The 17,853-nt window shown below is 72.6% G+C and carries 14 protein-coding genes and 1 pseudogene; 6 read left to right on the top strand and 9 right to left on the bottom strand.

The annotated features are described in order from the left end of the window. Positions 1-18 precede the first annotated feature (18 nt). Positions 19-3,024 carry a family 16 glycoside hydrolase gene (locus V1633_RS24210; RefSeq protein ID WP_331216675.1) on the bottom strand — a complete coding sequence of 1,002 codons (3,006 nt, stop codon included), beginning with the start codon at positions 3,022-3,024 and terminating at the stop codon, positions 19-21. A gap of 330 nt (positions 3,025-3,354) precedes the next feature. Here V1633_RS24210 and V1633_RS24205 point away from each other — a divergent pair, with 330 nt between their 5' ends. From V1633_RS24205 to V1633_RS24195, 3 genes are all read left to right on the top strand, one after another. Beyond that, positions 3,355-4,551, top strand: coding sequence for a hypothetical protein (locus V1633_RS24205; protein ID WP_331216674.1), 1,197 nt, complete (start codon positions 3,355-3,357; stop codon positions 4,549-4,551). Between the two features lie 108 nt (positions 4,552-4,659). Further along, the gene (locus tag V1633_RS24200) at positions 4,660-5,583 is read left to right on the top strand and encodes a nucleoside hydrolase (RefSeq protein ID WP_331216673.1); all 924 of its coding nucleotides are present in this window, start codon (positions 4,660-4,662) and stop codon (positions 5,581-5,583) included. A 2-nt stretch (positions 5,584-5,585) separates the two neighbouring features. Continuing rightward, a complete protein-coding gene (locus tag V1633_RS24195; protein WP_331216672.1) occupies positions 5,586-5,864 on the top strand; it encodes a hypothetical protein in 279 nt (92 codons plus the stop codon). A gap of 105 nt (positions 5,865-5,969) precedes the next feature. Here the strand turns inward: V1633_RS24195 and V1633_RS24190 are convergent, their stop codons facing one another. The 7 genes from V1633_RS24190 to V1633_RS24160 all read right to left on the bottom strand — a co-directional run bounded on the left by V1633_RS24190 (position 5,970) and on the right by V1633_RS24160 (position 12,109). After that, positions 5,970-6,680 carry a RibD family protein gene (locus V1633_RS24190; protein WP_331216671.1) on the bottom strand — a complete coding sequence of 237 codons (711 nt, stop codon included), beginning with the start codon at positions 6,678-6,680 and terminating at the stop codon, positions 5,970-5,972. Positions 6,681-6,693: 13 nt separating this feature from the next. Continuing rightward, positions 6,694-7,347, bottom strand: coding sequence for a GTP cyclohydrolase II (locus V1633_RS24185; RefSeq protein ID WP_331216670.1), 654 nt, complete (start codon positions 7,345-7,347; stop codon positions 6,694-6,696). 12 nt (positions 7,348-7,359) lie between these two features. After that, positions 7,360-8,544, bottom strand: coding sequence for a lysylphosphatidylglycerol synthase transmembrane domain-containing protein (locus V1633_RS24180; protein WP_407952095.1), 1,185 nt, complete (start codon positions 8,542-8,544; stop codon positions 7,360-7,362). A gap of 33 nt (positions 8,545-8,577) precedes the next feature. Then, positions 8,578-9,399 carry a class I SAM-dependent methyltransferase gene (locus V1633_RS24175; protein WP_331216669.1) on the bottom strand — a complete coding sequence of 274 codons (822 nt, stop codon included), beginning with the start codon at positions 9,397-9,399 and terminating at the stop codon, positions 8,578-8,580. Positions 9,400-9,500: 101 nt separating this feature from the next. After that, complete coding sequence (locus V1633_RS24170) at positions 9,501-10,538, bottom strand: glycosyltransferase family 4 protein (protein WP_331216668.1); 1,038 nt, start codon at positions 10,536-10,538, stop codon at positions 9,501-9,503. A gap of 188 nt (positions 10,539-10,726) precedes the next feature. Further along, the gene (locus tag V1633_RS24165) at positions 10,727-11,125 is read right to left on the bottom strand and encodes a 6-pyruvoyl trahydropterin synthase family protein (RefSeq protein WP_331216667.1); all 399 of its coding nucleotides are present in this window, start codon (positions 11,123-11,125) and stop codon (positions 10,727-10,729) included. Positions 11,126-11,128: 3 nt separating this feature from the next. Further along, on the bottom strand, positions 11,129-12,109 hold the full coding sequence (locus V1633_RS24160) for a zinc-dependent alcohol dehydrogenase (RefSeq protein WP_331216666.1): 981 nt from the start codon (positions 12,107-12,109) through the stop codon (positions 11,129-11,131). A 145-nt stretch (positions 12,110-12,254) separates the two neighbouring features. Here V1633_RS24160 and V1633_RS24155 point away from each other — a divergent pair. Together V1633_RS24155 and V1633_RS24150 are read left to right on the top strand one after the other, a co-directional pair. Next, a pseudogene (locus tag V1633_RS24155) lies at positions 12,255-13,075 on the top strand (CDP-alcohol phosphatidyltransferase family protein); the annotation flags it as partial. 39 nt (positions 13,076-13,114) lie between these two features. Continuing rightward, positions 13,115-14,857, top strand: a complete 1,743-nt coding sequence (locus V1633_RS24150; protein ID WP_407952101.1) for an LTA synthase family protein — start codon at positions 13,115-13,117, stop codon at positions 14,855-14,857. 54 nt (positions 14,858-14,911) lie between these two features. Here the strand turns inward: V1633_RS24150 and V1633_RS24145 are convergent, their stop codons facing one another. Further along, on the bottom strand, positions 14,912-15,940 hold the full coding sequence (locus V1633_RS24145) for an alpha/beta hydrolase (RefSeq protein ID WP_331216664.1): 1,029 nt from the start codon (positions 15,938-15,940) through the stop codon (positions 14,912-14,914). A 225-nt stretch (positions 15,941-16,165) separates the two neighbouring features. Here V1633_RS24145 and V1633_RS24140 point away from each other — a divergent pair, with 225 nt between their 5' ends. Beyond that, entirely contained in the window at positions 16,166-17,794 is a 1,629-nt protein-coding gene (locus tag V1633_RS24140) for a beta-N-acetylhexosaminidase (protein ID WP_331216663.1), read from the top strand. The last annotated feature ends 59 nt before the right edge of the window (positions 17,795-17,853 follow it).

Raw genomic sequence — 17,853 nt, 5'->3', positions numbered from 1 at the left:
GTCGGGGCCGTCGGCGGGCTACCTGTCGAGCGGCTCGATCCAGATGTTGCGGTACTGCACCGGGTTGCCGTGGTCCTGCAGCCGGATGGCACCCGAGGCCGGGCCCTCCGGTCGGCTGCCGCCGGTGGGGCCGAGGATCTCGACGTCGTCGTGCACGGTGACGCCGTTCCACACCACGGTCACCCGCGGGTTCTCGACCTTGTTGCCGGCCGCGTCGTACCGGGCCTGCCGGTAGACGATGTCGTACGTCTGCCAGGTCTGCGGCGGCCGGGCCGCGTTCACGTCCGGGGCCTTCTGGGTGTAGATGGCGGCGGCATCGTTGGTCTGCGGCGGATCGATGCCGTACGAGTCCAGCACCTGGATCTCGTAGCGGTCCTGGAGGTACACGCCACTGTTGGCGCGCGCCTGACCGGTCACGTCCGGCGGGTACAGCGGCAGGTTGAACTCGACGTGCAGCCGGAAGTCACCGAACGCCTGCACGGTACGCAGGTCCCCGTTGCGTACCGTCATGGCACCGTCGGCGACGGTCCACTCGGGTGCGCGTCCGTCGGTGTGCTGCCACTCGGACAGCCCGCCGCCGTCGAAGAGGGTGATGCGTTCGCCGTGCGGCCGTACGGCGAGCACGTCGAGGTTGACGTGCCCGGAGTCCGCGGCCTCCTTGCGGTACTCGATCAGGTTACGGCCCTTGGCCAGCCGCACCGACGTGGTGACGGTGGCCCACTCCTTCCAGGTCACCGTGGAGGGAAAGACCGTCTGCCCGACCCGTTCGCCGTTGACGTGGAGGCTCAGCTGCTTCTCGCCGGCGTAGGGGTTCGGACCGTTGCTGTACCGCATCGCCAGGTCGTACGTCCCGCTCCTGCGGACCTCGACGGCGATCCTGGTCGACGAGCCGTCCTCGGCGAACCCGGCGGCGAACCCGGAGCCGGAGTAGGCGGCGTGGTCGGTCGCCATGCCGACACCGACCGTCCGGCCCTCCTCGGCCTCGTAGAACGTCTGCGGCTGCATCACCCGACCCGGGATCTGATTGAGCGTGTACCAGGCCTCAGTGTTCCACAGCTCCTCCCCGTCGGCGGCGGTGAACGGGCGAGGTGACCGCAGGTGCACCACCCGGTTCTCCCGCAACCCGGGGATGGTGAGCTTGACGGTCCGGCGGTCGCGGGACAGTTCGGCCCGGCTCACGGCGAGCGTCTCCAGGTCGAGCTTGGGCCCGCCGTACTGGCTGGTCGCACCGTAGCGCCACTGCGTCACCTGGTACGCGTCCACGAGCTCCCGCGCGGTGTCGGCCGACAGCGGTTCGGTGTACTCCAGCTCGAACCCGACACGGGAGGCGCGCATCCGCTTGACCTCGAAGACCGAGGTGCCGTTCGGCGTCAGCTTCTGCAGGCCGTGGGTGAGTTTGCCCTCCTGGCCCCAGTTGCCGCCGGCGCCCAGGCCCCCGGTGTAGATCGCGCCGTCCGGGCCGAGGGTCACCTCGTTGACCCCGGCCTCCAGGCCCTGGGTGTGCCGGAACACCGCGCCCTGGTACTGGCCCTCGACCTTGTCGAGGAACACCCGCTGGAGGCCGCCGTACGTCACGTCGCCGACGACGAGCTGCCCCTGGTACGGGCCCTTCCTCAGCAGCACCGGGGTGGACGGGGAGTTCGCGATCTCGTTCTGCGGAAGCCAGGCGACGGGTCGGCCCACCGGGTTGTCGTCGAACGGGCCCGCCGGGGTCGTGTAGTGGTTGTAGAACGCGCCCGGCCTGATCTCGACCAGTTTGGAGGCGGGGAGCCAGCCGCCCTGGTTGTCGGTGACCAAGACCTCGCCCTTCGGACCCCACCCGATCCCGTTGGGGGTACGCAGCCCACCCGCCACGTACGTGATCTTCCCGGTCCGGGCGTTCACCTTGATCGAGGTGCCCCGGTTCGGCGCCGGCTGGGGCACCGTGGTGGCGCCACCGTAGTTGATCGCGACGGAGAGGTTGAGGTGGAAGTACCCGTCCCGGTAGAGCAGCCCGAACGCGAACTCGTGGAAGTTGCCGCCCCACGGCCAGGTCGCGACTGTCCGGCGGGTGTCGGCGACGCCGTCCCGGTCGGTGTCGCGCAGGGCCGTCAGCTCGTGTTTCTGGCTGACGTACACGGTGCCGTCGACCACCGCCACGCCCTGGGGCTCCCGCAGCCCGTCGGCGAACCTCCGGTAGGTCACCCGTTCCGGGCCGGTCCGGCCGGTGGCGCCCTCGACCACGTAGATCTCGCCGGTGGCGTTGTCGGTGCCGCCCCAGGTGGACAGCACCAGGTCGCCGTCGGGCTGGAAGGCCATACCGGTGACCTGCGGCTCGAACCCGTCGCGGCGAAGGTCGGTGAGGGTGTAGCCCGGGTGCACCCGGTCCAGTGGCAGGCCGTCGCCGGCCGAGTCTGCGGCACCCTCGCAGTACTTCCAGCCGGGCGCCGTGACGCGGACGACGCCGGCGTCGGTGCTCAGCGCCGACGTCGGTACGAGCGCGAAGTCGTCGGCGTCGGGTGTCCGCCACTCGAGCCGCAGCAGCTGGCCGCCGCCGTTGTCGAAGAACTCGACGAAGAGCGGGTGCAGCCCGGCGGTCAGCACCACCGAGCCTTCCAGGGAGGTTTCGCCGTGCAGGCCGTCGTGGTCGACGACCCGCTGGTCGCCGATGGTCAGCCGGGATCCGTCGTCACTGGTGAGCCGGAACGTGTACGTCCCGTCCACCGGCACGGTGAGGTTGGCGGTGACGTGGCTGATGAACCGGTCGGAGAGGCCGAACTCGTCCGTACTGGCCCAGTTGATCTGCGGCATGAGCTTGTCGACGTTCGGCGTCTGTGCGGGTTTGAGGGTGCACAGCGTCGACAGCGGGGCGCCCATGTCGTACGAGCGCAGGGTGACACCAGGTTCCTGTGGCGGGACGTCGGCGGCAGCGGGCGCGGCCGTGGCGGGGGCGACGGCGACTCCGGCGAGCAGTGTCGCCAGAGCGGCACCCCCAGCCGCGAGCGCGGCTCGACGGCGCGGGCGCCGTCGGTTCGGTGCGGTCACGGTTCCTCCTGGTGAGCGCGGATCCCGGCCAGGGAGGCACCGTCCAGTGTGCACCCATGGACCGGTTGCTACGACCTCGGAACAAACAAGATCGATTGCTGACACTAACACTTTCCATCGATCCAGCGAAAGTTCTGAATGAACTAGCGAAAGTTGGCTCCAGTCGTCACGAAACAGACCGTCAGCCCGCCCGGCAGCCAGCCGCACGAGCCACGGAGGCAACCCCACCCGGGCCGGCGGGGATGCTCCGGTCAGGACAGGCCGGCACCGCACACCGGACCAGGTGACCGGCGCGACGACCGGGCCACCGCCCGGCCGTACCATCTGCCGGTGCGCATCAGGATCGTGGCCGCGAGGGCCCTCACCGGGCTGCTGACCACCGCCGTACTGGTGGGTTGTGGTTCGTCGGCGCAGGACCGGACGGCGGGACCGGCCTGGGACCCCGCCGTGACCGCCGCTCCGACGCCGACCGCGTCGGCGGCGGCACCGCCCTCCCCCACCGCGAGCCCGTCGCCGAGCCGGTCGGTTCCCACGCTGCCCCGGCCCGGCAACCCGAGGGGTCGGGCCCAGGTGCCGGCCGAGGCCCGCGCGGCGGACACCAGGAAGCCGGACCGGGTGATCGGGAACGGTACGCCGCGCAGCTGCACCTCGGAGGCGGTCGTCGCGGCGGTCGCCAGGGGTGGGGTGATCACCTTCTCCTGCGGTCCGGCCCCGGTGACCATCACGATGAAGGCCACCGCGAAGATCCGGAACTCGACCGGTCCCCGGATCGTGCTCGACGGCGGCGGCAAGGTCACGCTCAGCGGCGGCGGCATGCGTCGGATCCTCTACATGAACACCTGTGACCAGGCACAGGGCTGGACCACGTCGCACTGCCAGGACCAGGACCACCCGCAGCTCACCGTGCAGAACCTGGTCTTCGCCGACGGCAACTCCACCGGGGACCGGGTCGAGGGCGGTGGCGGCGGCGCGATCTTCGTCCGGGGCGGGCGGTTCAAGGTGGTCAACTCGCGGTTCGTCCGCAACCGCTGCGACCAGACCGGCCCCGACCTCGGCGGCGCCGCGATCCGGGTGCTGAGCCAGTTCAAGGGCCTACCGGTGTACGTCGTCAACAGCACCTTCGGCGGCGCCTCCGGGCAGGGCGGCACGTGCGCCAACGGCGGTGCGTTGAGCAGCATCGGTGTCTCCTGGGTGGTGCTCAACAGCGTGCTGAGTCACAACCGGGCGGTCGGCCGGGGCGCCAACCCGGCCCGGGGCGGCACCCCGGGCGGCGGCAGCGGTGGCGCGATCTACACCGACGGCAACCGGTTCACCGTGACGATCGCCGGCAGCGTCATCGAGGACAACCGTGCCAACGAGGGCGGCGGTGCGATCTTCTTCGTCAGCAACGACCGGACCGGTACGATGAAGATCGACGGGTCGAGCCTGCGCCGCAATCCCAGCGACGGCTTCGAGACCCGGGGTTTCCCCGGCATCTTCTTCCTCGGTGCCCGGAACCCGACCGTGACCGGCTCGACGCCCCGATGACGCCCGCCCGGCCGTGACCGACGCTCAGGTGACGCCCAAGCGGCCCTGACCGGCGCGACGCCCGGACCGCACCCGACCGTTCCGACGCGACCCGACGGTGGAGAAGCCGTGCAGAACCAGAGCCTCGTCCTGCTGGACACCGACATCGGCAACGACATCGACGACGCGGTCTGCCTCGCCTACCTGCTGGCGCAGCCGCGCTGCGACCTGCTCGGCATCACCACGGTCAGTGCCGAGCCGGCGGTCCGGGCCGCGCTGGCCAGCGTGCTCTGCCGGGCGGCCGGACGCGACGTACCGGTCCTGCCCGGCGCCGCCGATCCGCTGGTCGGTCCGCCGGTCCAGGGACCGCCTCCACAGGCCGCCACGCTCGCCCGCTGGGACCACGAGACCTCCTTCCCGGCCGGGGCGGCGGTGGAGTTCCTGCGCCGGACGATCCGGGCACATCCCGGCGAGGTGACACTGCTGGCCATCGGGCCACTGACAAACGTGGCGCTGCTGTTCGCGGTCGACCCGGAGATTCCGTCGCTGCTGCGCGGTCTGGTCATGATGGGTGGCGCCTTCAGCACCGTGCCCGGCCCGGAGTGGAACATCCACTGCGACCCCGACGCCGCCGCGCGGGTGTACGCCACCCCCGTCCCGGTGCACCGGTCCATCGGTCTCGACGTCACCACCCGGGTACGGATGAACGCCGACGCCTTCCTGGCCCGGTGCGGCAATCCGCTGCTCAAGCCGGTGGCCGACATGGCCGCGTCCTGGATCGCCGAGCGGCCGGACGTCACCTTCCACGACCCGCTGGCCGCCGCCACCATCTTCGAACCGTCGCTGTGCACGTACGCCGCCGGTGCGGTGACGGTCGTCCGGGACCCCGGTCCCGCGTCGGGTGTCACCACGTGGCGACCGGGCGCGGACGGCGCCGTCCGGAGCCCGCACGAGGTCGCGGTCGACGTACGACCGGACGCCTTCCTCGACCACTACTTCGCGGTCGTCGACGCGTACCCGTCGACGCCGTCCCGCCGATCGCCCCTGGAGTAGGCATGTCGACCGACCCGGAGCCGGGCGTCGTACCCGAGCGTCTGCGGACCCGCTACCAGGGCGACCCGGTCACGATCACCGTCGACGGGCAGGACTTCCGGGTGCGGAGGCGGGCCGACGAGCCCGGCACGTACGACTTCGACTGGCTGACCGGACCGCACCGGTACGGCTTCGGGGTCAGCGGCCCCGCCGAGCCCCCGCTGAGCCGGCCGGCGATGGAAGAGGCGATCCGCGACTTCCTCGCCCAGATCGACCCCGCCACCGGATACCTCGCGGAATAACGACCGACCCCGCCACCGGCCACCCCGCGCGATGGCGACCGACCCCGCCAACGGTGTTAAGAAGGGGCCCTTCCTATACAGAAAGCGATAGGAAGGGCCCCCTCCTTACATCTCGAAGCGGTCGGAGAGCGCGTAGCGCAGCAGGACGACGTCGTCGATCTGCCGGGTCTCCACCAGGCTGGCCCGCCGGCCGGGATGCCACGGGAACCGGCCGTCGCTGACGAACCGTGGCGCGCGGCAGTCGCCGACAAAAAACGGGGCGATCACCAGGTGCAGTTCGTCGGCGAGGCCGGCGGTGAGGAACTGGGTGTGCATCGTCGCCCCACCCTCCACCAACAGTCGGCCCACTCCCCGGGTGGCGAGGTCGGCCAACAGCCACCCGGGCTTCACCGGCTCGCCGCCGTCCACCACCGTGGCCAGGTCACCCAGGCGTTCCCGCGCCTTCTCCACGGCGGTGCTCGGACAGTAGACGATCTTGTCGACGTCGCCGGTGGTGAAGAAGCGGGCGTCCGGGTCGAGCGCCCCGCAGCCCAACACGGTGACCTTCGTCGGCGAGGCCGGCAGGCCGCTGGCGAGCCGCCGCTCCCGGCGCTGGCGGGAACGCACCAACAGTCGTGGGTTGTCCAGCCGGACCGTGTTCGCGCCGACCAGGATCGCGTCGCAACTGGCCCGGACCCCGTCGACCCGGTCGAAGTCCTCGTCGTTGGAGAGCAGCAGCCGCTGGTCGGTGGCGTCGTCGAGGTAGCCGTCGATCGAGGTCGCGCAACTGAGCAGCACGTACGGTCGCTCGCTCGGCTGGGTTCTTCGCTCGCTCATGGCACAGACCGGTTCAGGAGACGAACGGTCGGTCGACGGTACGGGCCGCCCGGCTCGCCTTCGCCGCCAGGTAGTTGGCGTTGGCCGGGGACATGTACAGGCCGGTCGGCACGGACTCGGTCACCGTCACACCCAGCCGGCCGAGCTGTTCGGCCTTCTCCGGGTTGTTGCTGAGCAGGGCGAGCCGTGACACCCCCAGGGCGTTCAGCATCTGCGCGGCCGCCGTGTAGTCGCGTTCGTCCTCACCGTGCCCGAGCGCCACGTTCGCCTGGTAGGTGTCCAGGCCGGCGTCCTGCAACGCGTACGCGTCGAGCTTCGGGTAGAGACCGATGCCGCGGCCCTCCTGCCGGAGGTAGAGCAGGAAGCCGCCGGCCTCGGCGATCCGTTGCACCGCCTCCCGCAGCTGTGGTCCACAGTCGCACCGCTGGCTGCCGAAAACGTCGCCGGTGAGGCACTCGCTGTGCGGGCGGACCAGCGGCGTCACCGCGTCGACATCGTTCCGGTCCCGCGCCGCCGCCCAGTCACCGAGCCCGAACGCGAGATGCTCCCGGGCGTCCACCAGCCCGTCGAAGGAGAAGACCCGGGCGGTCGTGGAGTACCCGTCGGGGAAGCGGAGCGGGACCGTGACCTGCGTACGAACGGTGGCGGTAGGCAGTGGTGCGTGCATTGTTCTCCTTTGTTAGGACGACGCCGGACCGCGTCGGCGTCGTCGGACCAGCAGGACGACGGCACCGGGGAGACTGGCCACCAGCACCAGTACCCCGTACACCATCGCCGTGGCGACCCCCTGGGCGGCGGTCAGGCCGGCGGCGCCGAACGCCCAGGCCGCCACCCCCTCCCGTGGCCCGAAGCCGCCGACGTTCGCCGGTACCGCCATGGCCAGCAGGGCCAGCAGGGTCAGCGGCACCAGTTGGGACAGCGGGGCGGTGGCACCCGCGGTACGGGCCGCGACCAGGAAGGTCGCCAGGTGGCCCAGCACCACCACAGTGGAGGCCAGCAGGACCCCCAGCCAGGTACGACGGGCGAGCACCCCGTCGCGGACGTCGGCCACGGCGGTACGCAGCGGACGGGTCCACCGCGCCGCGCCGTCCCGGGGCAGCGTGCGGAGCAGTACGAACACTCCGATCCCGACAGTCGCCACCACCACGGTCGCGACCGGCAGGTACGCCCGCACCGGCGACGGGAACGCGAACAGCAGCCCCAACGCGATCACGACCAGCACCACCTGGCCGGCGATCCGTTCCCAGACCACCGCCCGGATGCCGCGCGCGATGTCGCCGGCGTCCCGTCCATGTCGCACCGCGCGGTCCACGTCTCCCAGTACCCCACCGGGAAGAGTGGCATTCAGGAAAACCGCGCGGTAGCAGTGCGCGACGGCACTGCCCAGCGGCAGCCGTACGCCGAGTCCACCGGCGACCAGGCTCCACCGCCAGGCGCAGCAGACCGTGGTCAGTACGCCGATGCCGAGCGCGGCCGCGAGTGCGCCGGCGTCGATGAGGCGCAGTCCATCAAGGAACGGACCGGCGCCGAGTCGCCAGAACAGGAAGCCGAGGATCCCCACGCCAGCGAGCAGTCGTAGCCAGGCCCAGCCGGCACCGCGTCCGGTCCGGGCGGCCTGGCCCGGCCGGGCGACCGGACTCCCGGCCGGCGAGCGGGCCGGTGCCGGGGCGGGTTGGCGGCCGGGCCGACGGCCGGCCGGTCGCGGTACCCGCCCGGGCCGGCGGTCGGGTGGTGCCGGCGCGGCGGGGCCGGGCCGACGGTCGGACGTTCCCGGCGCGGCCGGCGCGGGCCGGCGGTCGGGCGGCGCCGGCACCGGGGACACGGTGCCGGGACGCAGTGCGAGCGCGCTCTCCGTGGTGAACATCGACCTGCTATACGCGCCCGGGTCGCCAAAGGTTCATTCGCCTCCGGCGAGGATGTCCCGGTGGTGGAGGACCACCTCAAGATCGCCGGCCGCCGCCTCGGCCCGCCGCCGGTCCGCGTACGCGCCGACCCGCTCGGCCAACTCGGGCCGCTGCGCGACGGCCGCGTCCAGCCAACCGGTGAACCACTCGGAGATCAGCGCGGCCTGGTCCGGCCCGAGCCGCCACGGGCTGGACCGGACGACGGTCGGCACGCCACGTCGGCGGAACGCCTCCACGCAGGCGTCGACGGCGTCCGGGCCGAGCAGACTCCGGCCGTCGACGGTCCGGCGCTGGTGGGCGTTGAACGCCTCGGCGATCTCGACGTCCAGCGGGTCGGCCGGGGTGAACTCCACCCGGCCGAGCACCGAGATGGTGAACAGGGTCGGACAGCCCGCGTCCGCGCAGGCCCCCACCATCCGGTCGAGTTCGTCGGCGGTCAGCATGTCGAGCAGCGCCGACGCGGTGATCAGCGTGGCGTCGCCGAGGTCGTCGGCGGTGAGCCGGGTGATGTCACACTCTCTGGTCTGGACACTGACCGGACCGCCGTCGGCGGCCCTGCCGGCCATCCCGGCCCGGGCCCGGGCCAGCAGGTCGGGGTCGCGGTCGTACATGACCCAGTGCTGGGGGCCGGGCAGTCGGGGGGCCAGCCACCGCCCCATCGAGCCCGTACCGGTGCCGAGGTCGTGGACGACGATCGGGCTGGTCTCGGCGAGGTGTCGACGGACCTGCTCGACGAGGTCCGTCGACCGGGCCGCCGCGTCGGCGGGCTCGCGCAGTGCCAGCCAGGCGGCGAATCCCAGGGTTTCGGTGCTCATCTCTCTCCTCGCTGCGGGTGTCGTCGCCGGCCGGGGAGCCGGGGGGAAGGCGGGGCCGGGAGAACCGGCCGGTGCGGGCAGGGGGTCGGTCCGGCGACCGTTCACACCGGACGTACCCGGGTCAGCACGTCGGCGACCCGGGCGGCGGTGACGGTCCAGTCGGTGAGGGTGTCCCGGCGCCGCTCGGCGGCGCGCCGCAGATCCCGGCGCAGGTCGTCGTCACCGAGCCAGCGGCGCAGCGCGCCGGCCAGCGCGTCCGGGTCGTCCGGTGCCACCAGCAGGCCCGGCCGGCCGCCGTCCGGGGCCCGTCCCACCGCCTCGGGCAGTCCGTTCGCCGCCGTGGCCAGCACCGGGATCCCGCGCGCCAGCGCCTCGGTGACCACCATGCCGTACGTCTCGCCACGGGACGCGAGTACCAGCAGGTCGGTGCCGTCATACGCGGCCGCGAGTTCCGCACCGGTGAGCGGTCCGGTCAGGTGTACCCGGTCGGCGAGGTGGTGGCCGTCGATCTGCCGGCGCAGCCGCGCGACGAAGTCCGGGTCCCGTGCCGTCGAGCCGACACAACGGCAGTGCCAGTCCAGCCCGGCGACCGCCGCCAGGGCCGTGACCAGTACGTCGTGCCCCTTCTGCGGGGTGACCGCCGCGACGCAGAGCAGTTCCCTGCCGGTCTGTGTGCCGACGGTCAGCGGTGCCGGGTCCACCCCGGGCGCCGCCGCGTACACCCGGTCGGCGGAGAGCGCGTACCGGTCGAGCAGGTGCCGGCGGGTCCACTCGCTGGTCGTGACGACGGCGGCGGCGCTCGCCAGGGTGGTCCGCTCCGCCCGGCCCAGCGCCGCCTCCTCCGCGTCCAGCGGCATGTGCAGCAGGACCACCAGACGCAGCCGCCGCGCCCGTGGGACCAGCACCTCCGGCACGGTGGAGGCGACCAGCCCGTCGAGCAGCACCACCGCATCGTCCGGCAGGGTGTCGAGCAGCGCGGCGAGGCCGGCCCGTTCGGCGGCGTCGGGCCGGGGCCAGCCGCCGGTCACCGGATGTTCCCGGACCGACCAGCCGGCCGCGGTCAGGCCCTGACAGAGCCGGCGGTCGTAGACGTTGCCCCCACTGGGCGTGGCCGGGTCGTCGATGTCGTTCGGCAGCACGACGTGGACGGTCCCGGCGCGCCCGGCCGGCCGGGCTCCGCCCGGACTCGGGCGAGGACCGTCATCCGGCTGACTGCCGGCCGGGCCCGAATCAGGGCTGGCACCCGGCTGGCCGTCGCCTGACCCCGGGTCGGGGCCGGTGTCCGGCCGGGTCCACGAGGTACGCGGACCCGGCCGGGCCGGGGTGTTCACAGCGGCCGCTCGTAGCTGGCCCAGGCGATGTGCGACTCGTGCAGGGTGACGGTGATCCCGGCCAGTCCGTCGGCGCCGGCGCCGAGCTGCCCGGCGTGCACCCGGTCGGCGAGCCGGTCGGCGATCGTCCGGGCCAGGATCTCCGTGGTGGTGTTGGTTCCGGCGAACGCCGGCTCGTCGTCGAGGTTGCGGTAGTTCAGCTCCCCGAGTACGTCCTTCAGCTCGGTCGCGGCCCGTCCGATGTCGACCACGATGCCGTCGGCGTCGAGCTCGGCCCGGCGGAACGTCGCGTCGACGACAAAGGTCGCCCCGTGCAGACGCTGGGCGGGTCCGAAGACGTCACCCCGGAAGCTGTGGGCGACCATGATGTGGTCCCGGACGGTCACGCTGAACACGAATCACTCTCCGTCGTACTCGATGAGGTGGCAGAGCGCGGGCAGGTCGCCCGTGCTGAGTCGGTGCAGGACGTCCGGCAGGTCCTCGAACCGGGAGCGCCCGGTGAGCAGCGTGTCGAACGCGGGATCCCGGAGCAGTTCCAGGGCGAGGGCCAGTCGGTCGGCGTAGCCGCGACTGGGCCGACGGGCCGGCGCGACGGTGCCGACCTGGCTGCCCCGGATGGTCAACCGACCGGAGTGGAACACGCCGCCCAGCGACAGGTTGACCTCGCGGTCGCCGTACCAGCTCAGTTCGAGGACGGTGCCCTCGGGGGCGAGCAGCTCCAGCGAGCGTTGCAGCCCGGCGGCGCTGGCGCTGGCGTGCACCACGAGATCACGGCCGGTGGCGGCGTCGGCCGGTGCGGCGAAGTCGACACCGAGGGCGGCGGCGATCGCGGCCCGCCCGGGATCGGTGTCGACCAGTTCGACCCGGACCCCGGGAAAGCGGGCGAGCAGGGCCGCGACGCAGGCGCCGACCATGCCGGCGCCGAGCACGGTGATCCGGTCGCCGACCAGCGGCGGGGCGTCCCAGAGCGCGTTCACCGCGGTCTCCACCGTGCCGGCCAGCACCGCCCGGGCCGGCGGCACCCCGTCCGGCACCGGCACCACGGCGGCGGCCGGGACGACGTACACGGTCTGGTGCGGGTGGAGACAGAAGACGGTACGCCCGCGCAGCTCCGCCGGACCCGCCTCGACCACCCCGACGCTGAGGTAGCCGTACTTCACCGGGGCGGGAAAGTCGCCCTCCTGGAACGGGGCGCGCATCACCGCGTACTGGCTCTCCGGCACCCGACCGGCGAAGACCAGGGTCTCGGTGCCCCGGCTGATCCCGGACCAGCGGCTGCGGACGAGGACCTCGTCCGGGCCGGGTTCGGGCAGGGTCGTCGACCGAATCTCGCCCTCGCCGGGCGCGTTGAGCCAGAAGGCGCGGGCGTGCCGGCTCACCGGTTCCTCCTCATCCGATCCACGTCAACTCGGTTCCGGTACCCATCATCCGAACTCACCTCGACCCATCCGAAATCCTGTCGAACTGTTCGGCCGGATTTTCCGTACCCATGATCAGGGGCGCAACGATAGACACGGAGGAACGGTGGCAAAGGTTCAAAGTGGCCCGCTGGCCGGGCTCATCGGCCAGATCCTGGTGCTGGCGGGCCTCGCCGGGACCGTCGGCCTGAGCGTCGTGGGCTGGCTGGTCGGCGCGGCGTACGGGGTGGCCGTCTGCGCCGCCCTCGTCCGGGGCCTGCACCTCTCGGGTGCGGCCCGACTCGGGCCGGCCGACTGGGTGACGTCGGCCCGGAGCACACTCGTCGGCGGCGTGGCGGCCCTGACGGTCGACTCGTTCCACCGGCCGACACCGGTCACCCTGCTGGTCGTGCTCGCCGCGGTGGCGCTGGCCCTGGACGGGGTCGACGGTCAGGTGGCCCGACGTACCGGCACCGCCAGCCCGCTCGGCGCCCGGTTCGACATGGAGGTCGACGCGGTCCTGCTGATGGTGCTCAGCGTCTACGTCGCGCCGACCGTCGGTGGCTGGGTGCTCGCCATCGGCGGCATGCGGTACGTCTTCGTCGCGGCGATGTGGGTGCTGCCCTGGCTGCGTGGAGCGTTGCCGCCCCGGCACTGGCGGAAGGTCGTGGCGGCGACCCAGGGCGTCGTCCTGGTCGTCGGGACCGCCGACGTGCTCCCCCGGCCGCTGACGGTCGCGGTGCTGGCAGCCGCCGTCGTCCTGCTCGTCGAGTCGTTCGGTCGGGACGTCCGCTGGCGTTGGCGGCACCGCGACGGCGGTACGCCGAGCCAGGCGCCCCGGGCCCGAGTGGAGCAGCCCCGCACCCCGGCCGCCGGATTCGCCCGGTGAAGGCCCCGACGCCGGCCGACCCGGTGACGAACCCGACGCCACCCGCCTCGACGGACGGCACGCCCCCGCCCGCCCCGGCGACCTCCCCGAAGGACGCACTGTCCACCCAGCCGGCGCCGACCGCCGGGCCGGCCGACCCGGTCACCGCCGAGGACACGACGCCGGACCGCACGACGAGCGGCGACCCGGCACCGGCCGACGATCCGCCGGCGCCGGCGGCCGGGTGGCGTCGGAGTGCCCGGCGGGTCGCGACCTGGACGCTCACCGCCCTGGCCGGCCTGCTGGTCTTCCTCGCCCTGGTCGTACCGAACCAGCCCAGCCGGTTCACCCCCGGACAGTTCGCCCGGATCCCGGTCGAGGCCGTCCTCGCGCTCGCCCTGTTCCTCGTCCTGCCGGGACGGGCCCGGCGGGTCGCGGCGGTGCTGACCGGCGCCGGCCTGGGCCTGTTGACCATCCTGAAGTTCCTGGACATGGGCTTCTACACGGCGTTCGACCGTCAGTTCGACCCGCTGATCGACTGGATGCTGCTCGACGACGGGGTGAACTTCCTCACCGACGCGGTCGGTCGGGCCGGGGCGATCGGCGCGGTGGCCGGAGCGGTGCTGCTCGCCGTCGGGCTACCGGTGCTGATGACGCTCGCGATGCTGCGGCTGGCCCGGACGGTCGTCCGGCACCGCAGGCTGACGAGCCGGGCCGGCCTGGCGGTCGGTGCCGCCTGGGTGGTCTGTGCGGTGCTCGGCGCGCAGGTCGTGCCGGACCTGCCGGTCGCCTCGAAGAGCGCGGGCGGGCTCGCGTACCACCGGGTGCTGCAGGTCCACGAAGGCATCCTGGACCGGGAGAAGTTCGCCGCCGAGACCGCCGTCGACGCGTTCCAGGACACCCCGGGCAGTGAACTGCTGACCGCGCTGCGGGGCAAGGACGTCATCATCGCCTTTGTCGAGAGCTACGGGCGCGACGCGGTCGAGGAGCCAGAGTTCGCCCAGGTCGGCGCGGTGCTGGACGACGGCACCCGGCGGCTGGCCGCAGCCGGGTACGGCACCCGGAGCGCCTTCCTCACCTCGCCGACCGCCGGTGGCGGCAGTTGGCTCGCCCACGCCACCCTGCTCTCCGGGGCGTGGGCCGACAACCAGCAGCGGTACCAGAGCCTGCTCGCCACCGACCGGCTGACCCTCAACGGCGCGTTCCGGCGCGCCGGCTGGCGGACCGTCACCGTGATGCCGGGACTCACCGATCCCTGGCCAGAGGCGGACTTCTTCGACAACGACCGGCTCTACGGTGCCAAGGACCTCGGCTACCGGGGCCCGAGGTTCAGTTTCGCGCCGATGCCCGACCAGTACACCCTGGCCGCGTTCCAGCAGCGGGAACGGTCGGATCCGGAGCACGCCCCGGTGATGGCGGAGATCCCGTTGATCTCGAGCCACTCGCCCTGGACCCCGCTGCCCCGCCTGCTCGGCTGGAACGAACTCGGCGACGGTTCGGTGTTCCGGCCGATGGCGAAGGCGGGACCGTCGAAGGACGAGGTGTACCGGGACCCGGCCCGGGTCCGCACCCAGTACCGGCTCTCCATCGAGTACTCGGTCAGCACCCTCATCTCCTACGTGGAGACGTACGGCGACGACGACCTGGTGCTGATCTTCCTCGGCGACCACCAGCCGGCTCCGGTGGTGACCGGGGAGGGGGCGAGCCGGGACGTGCCGATCTCGATCGTCGCCCGGGACCGCGCGGTACTGGACCGGATCTCCGGTTGGAAGTGGCAGGACGGTCTGCGGCCGGGCGCGCAGGCCCCGGTGTGGCGGATGAACGACTTCCGGGACCGTTTCCTGACCACCTTCGGCCGTTGAGCCCCCGCCGCACCGGCCCACCGCCAGCGCGGTCGGCCGGTGCGGGCGCCGGGGCTACCTGGCGAGACGCTGGGCGAGCCAGGCCAGCGCCAGCGGATAGCGGTGGTCGATGCCGCCGTGTCCGCCGTCGAAGAGTTCGAGGTGGATCCGCTCGTCCGGCACGCCGACCCGGCCGAGTTCGGCACGGAACGCCTCGGCGCCCAGGTCGAGGTACCACTCGTCCCGGGTGCCGGCGTCGATCCAGACCGCCCGCAGCGAGCGGACCGCGTCGGCGTACCGGTCGACCATCCGGACCGGGTCCCAGTCCAGCCAGCGTTGCCAGATCTCCGGCCGGAGCACCCCGGTACGCGGGTCGAAGGGCAGTCGCGGGGTGCCGTCCGGGTCGGCGGAGAAGCACGCGCTGGAGACCAGCGCGACCAGCAGCGACTGGTCGCCGGGCCGGCTGAACGGGGTACGCGACCGGAAGTCCTCCCACCAGCGGAGGATGTCGTGGTCGTGGTCGCGCAGCGCGCGGGCCGCCTTGGGGAACTCCGACAGGTAGCAGTACTCGTAGAGGGTGTCGCCGGCGTGGGTGGCGAGGGCGCCGAACAGGTCGGGGCGGAGCATCGGCGTGATCATGGCGCCGAAGCCGCCGGACGACTTGCCGCTGATCGCCCGCGAGTCGCGGTGGTTGATGGTCCGGTACCGGGCGTCCACCCAGGGCACCACCTCGTCGCAGAGGTACGAGTGGTACGCGCCGGTGCCCGGCGAGTCGACGAACTGCGAGCCGCCGTACGCGGTCCAGGCGTCCACGTAGACGACCACGCAGCCGGGTGCCCGGCCGGAGGCGAAGACGGCGTCGGCGGTCTCGATGAACGGCTGCTGGAACGGGGACCGGTTGGCCCACATGCCGAGGTGACCGGTGAGGCCCTGGATGACGTACACGGTGGGGTAGCGGGTGTCGGTGTCGTCGTCGTACCCCGGGGGGAGGTAGACCCAGACCGGTCTCTCGTACGGGTCGCCCAGCGGGTTGTCCCGCAGCAGGTCGGAGCTGATGACGGCACGGTCGAGCCGGCCCGCGAGTTCCACGTTCCACGGCAGCATGTGCCCAGCTAACCGCAGTGCCCGGCAGCTCACCAGGTGGTCCGGCGGCGGGTGTGCCGAGGCCCACTCCGGACCGGGTGGTGCCGCCGGCCACCGGCCCGTGGCCCAAAAATAATTAACAAGGCTTACGAATCGACCGACCCGCATGTAGCCTGAGCCGACGCGGCGGCGCCCGGGCAGGTCGAGCGGCGATCTGGCGCCACCGCCTGCCCGCCGGAGGTGCTGATGCGTTCCCCCTCGACCGTCCTACGCAGGGCGTCCGCCCTGTTCCTGGCCCTGTTGGCCGGACCGGCGCTGGCCGGTCCCGCGACCGCCGGACCACCCACCGCGACCGGTGGGCCCACCGCGCCCGGAGACGTCCGCCAACTCGACAGTGTCATCCCCGCACCGATGCAGACCACCGCCGACACCCGGGCGAACTTCCGGCTCGGCCCGGCCACCCTGATCCGTACCCAGTTCGGTTCGGCCGAGGCGCGCCGGGTCGGCGAGCACCTCGCCGGAGTGCTGCGCCCGGCCACCGGCTACCCGCTGCCGGTGGTGCCGGCGGCCTCCTCCCGACCGTTCGGGATCACCCTGCTGCTCGGTGGAGCCGACGCCCGGGTCGGCCGGGGCGGCTACCAGCTCGACGTCACCCGGTCCGGGGTCACCATCCGGGCCACCTCCGGCGAGGGACTCTTCAACGGCGCCCAGACGCTGCGGCAGTTGCTGCCCGCCGCGGTCGAGTCGTCCGAGCGGAGTCGGCGGACCTGGACGGTGCCGGGTGGCCGGATCGTCGACCAGCCGAGGTTCGGCTACCGGGGCGCGATGCTGGACCTCGCCCGGCACTTCCACACCCCGACGGAGATCCGCACCTACATCGACCTGATCAGCCAGTACAAGGTCAACCACCTGCACCTGCACCTCAGTGACGACCAGGGCTGGCGGATCCAGATCGACAGCTGGCCCCGGCTGACCACGGTCGGCGGCGGTCCCGGCACCGGTGTGGACGGGGTCGGCCCCGGCTACCTGACCAAGGCCGAGTACCGGGCGCTCAACGCGTACGCCGCCGCCCGGTACGTGACGATCGTGCCCGAGATCGACATGCCCGGGCACACCAACGCCGCGCAGTCGACGTACGCGGAACTCAACTGCGACGGGGTGGCGGTGCCGCCGCGTACCGACATCGCGGTCGGCTACAGCTCGCTCTGCGTGGAGGACGAACTCACGTACACGTTCGTCGAGGACGTGATCCGGGAACTCGCCGCGATGACCCCCGGCCCGTACCTGCACATCGGCGGCGACGAGGCACACGCCACCACCGACGAGCAGTACCGGACCTTCATGGACCGGGTCATCCCGATGGTCGCCCGGTACGGCAAGCGGGCCTTCGGCTGGCACGAGATCGCCAAGGTGTCGCCGCCCACCTCGGTCGTCCCGCAGTACTGGGGCACCGGCGCCACCGACGCCTCGGTGGCCGCCGCCGCGGCCCGGGGCAACAAGGTGCTGATGTCCCCGGCCAACCGCACCTACCTGGACATGAAGTACGACCGCTCCACGCCGCTCGGGCTGAGCTGGGCCGGCCTCATCGAGGTCCGGGACGCGTACGACTGGGACCCGGCCACCCGGCTCCCGGGCGTCGGCGAGGAGTCGATCCTCGGCGTCGAGGCGCCGCTCTGGTCGGAGACCCTGCGCAGCATCGACGACATCGAGTTCATGGCCTTCCCCCGGCTGCCGGCCATCGCCGAACTCGGCTGGTCGACGCCGCAGACCCACGACTGGGAGTCGTTCCGGCAGCGGCTGGCCCAGCAGGCTCCGCGCTGGACGGCCCAGGAGGTGAACTTCTACCGGTCGCCGCAGGTCCCCTGGGTCGACTGATCCCCCACATCCGACCGCTTGGAAGGGGGCGTTCCGCCATCGGCGGGACGCCCCCCCGT

It is taken from the genome of Plantactinospora sonchi (assembly GCF_036422035.1).
Lineage (GTDB): Bacteria > Actinomycetota > Actinomycetes > Mycobacteriales > Micromonosporaceae > Plantactinospora > Plantactinospora sonchi.
This window is presented reverse-complemented; position numbering and strand designations above follow the sequence as displayed.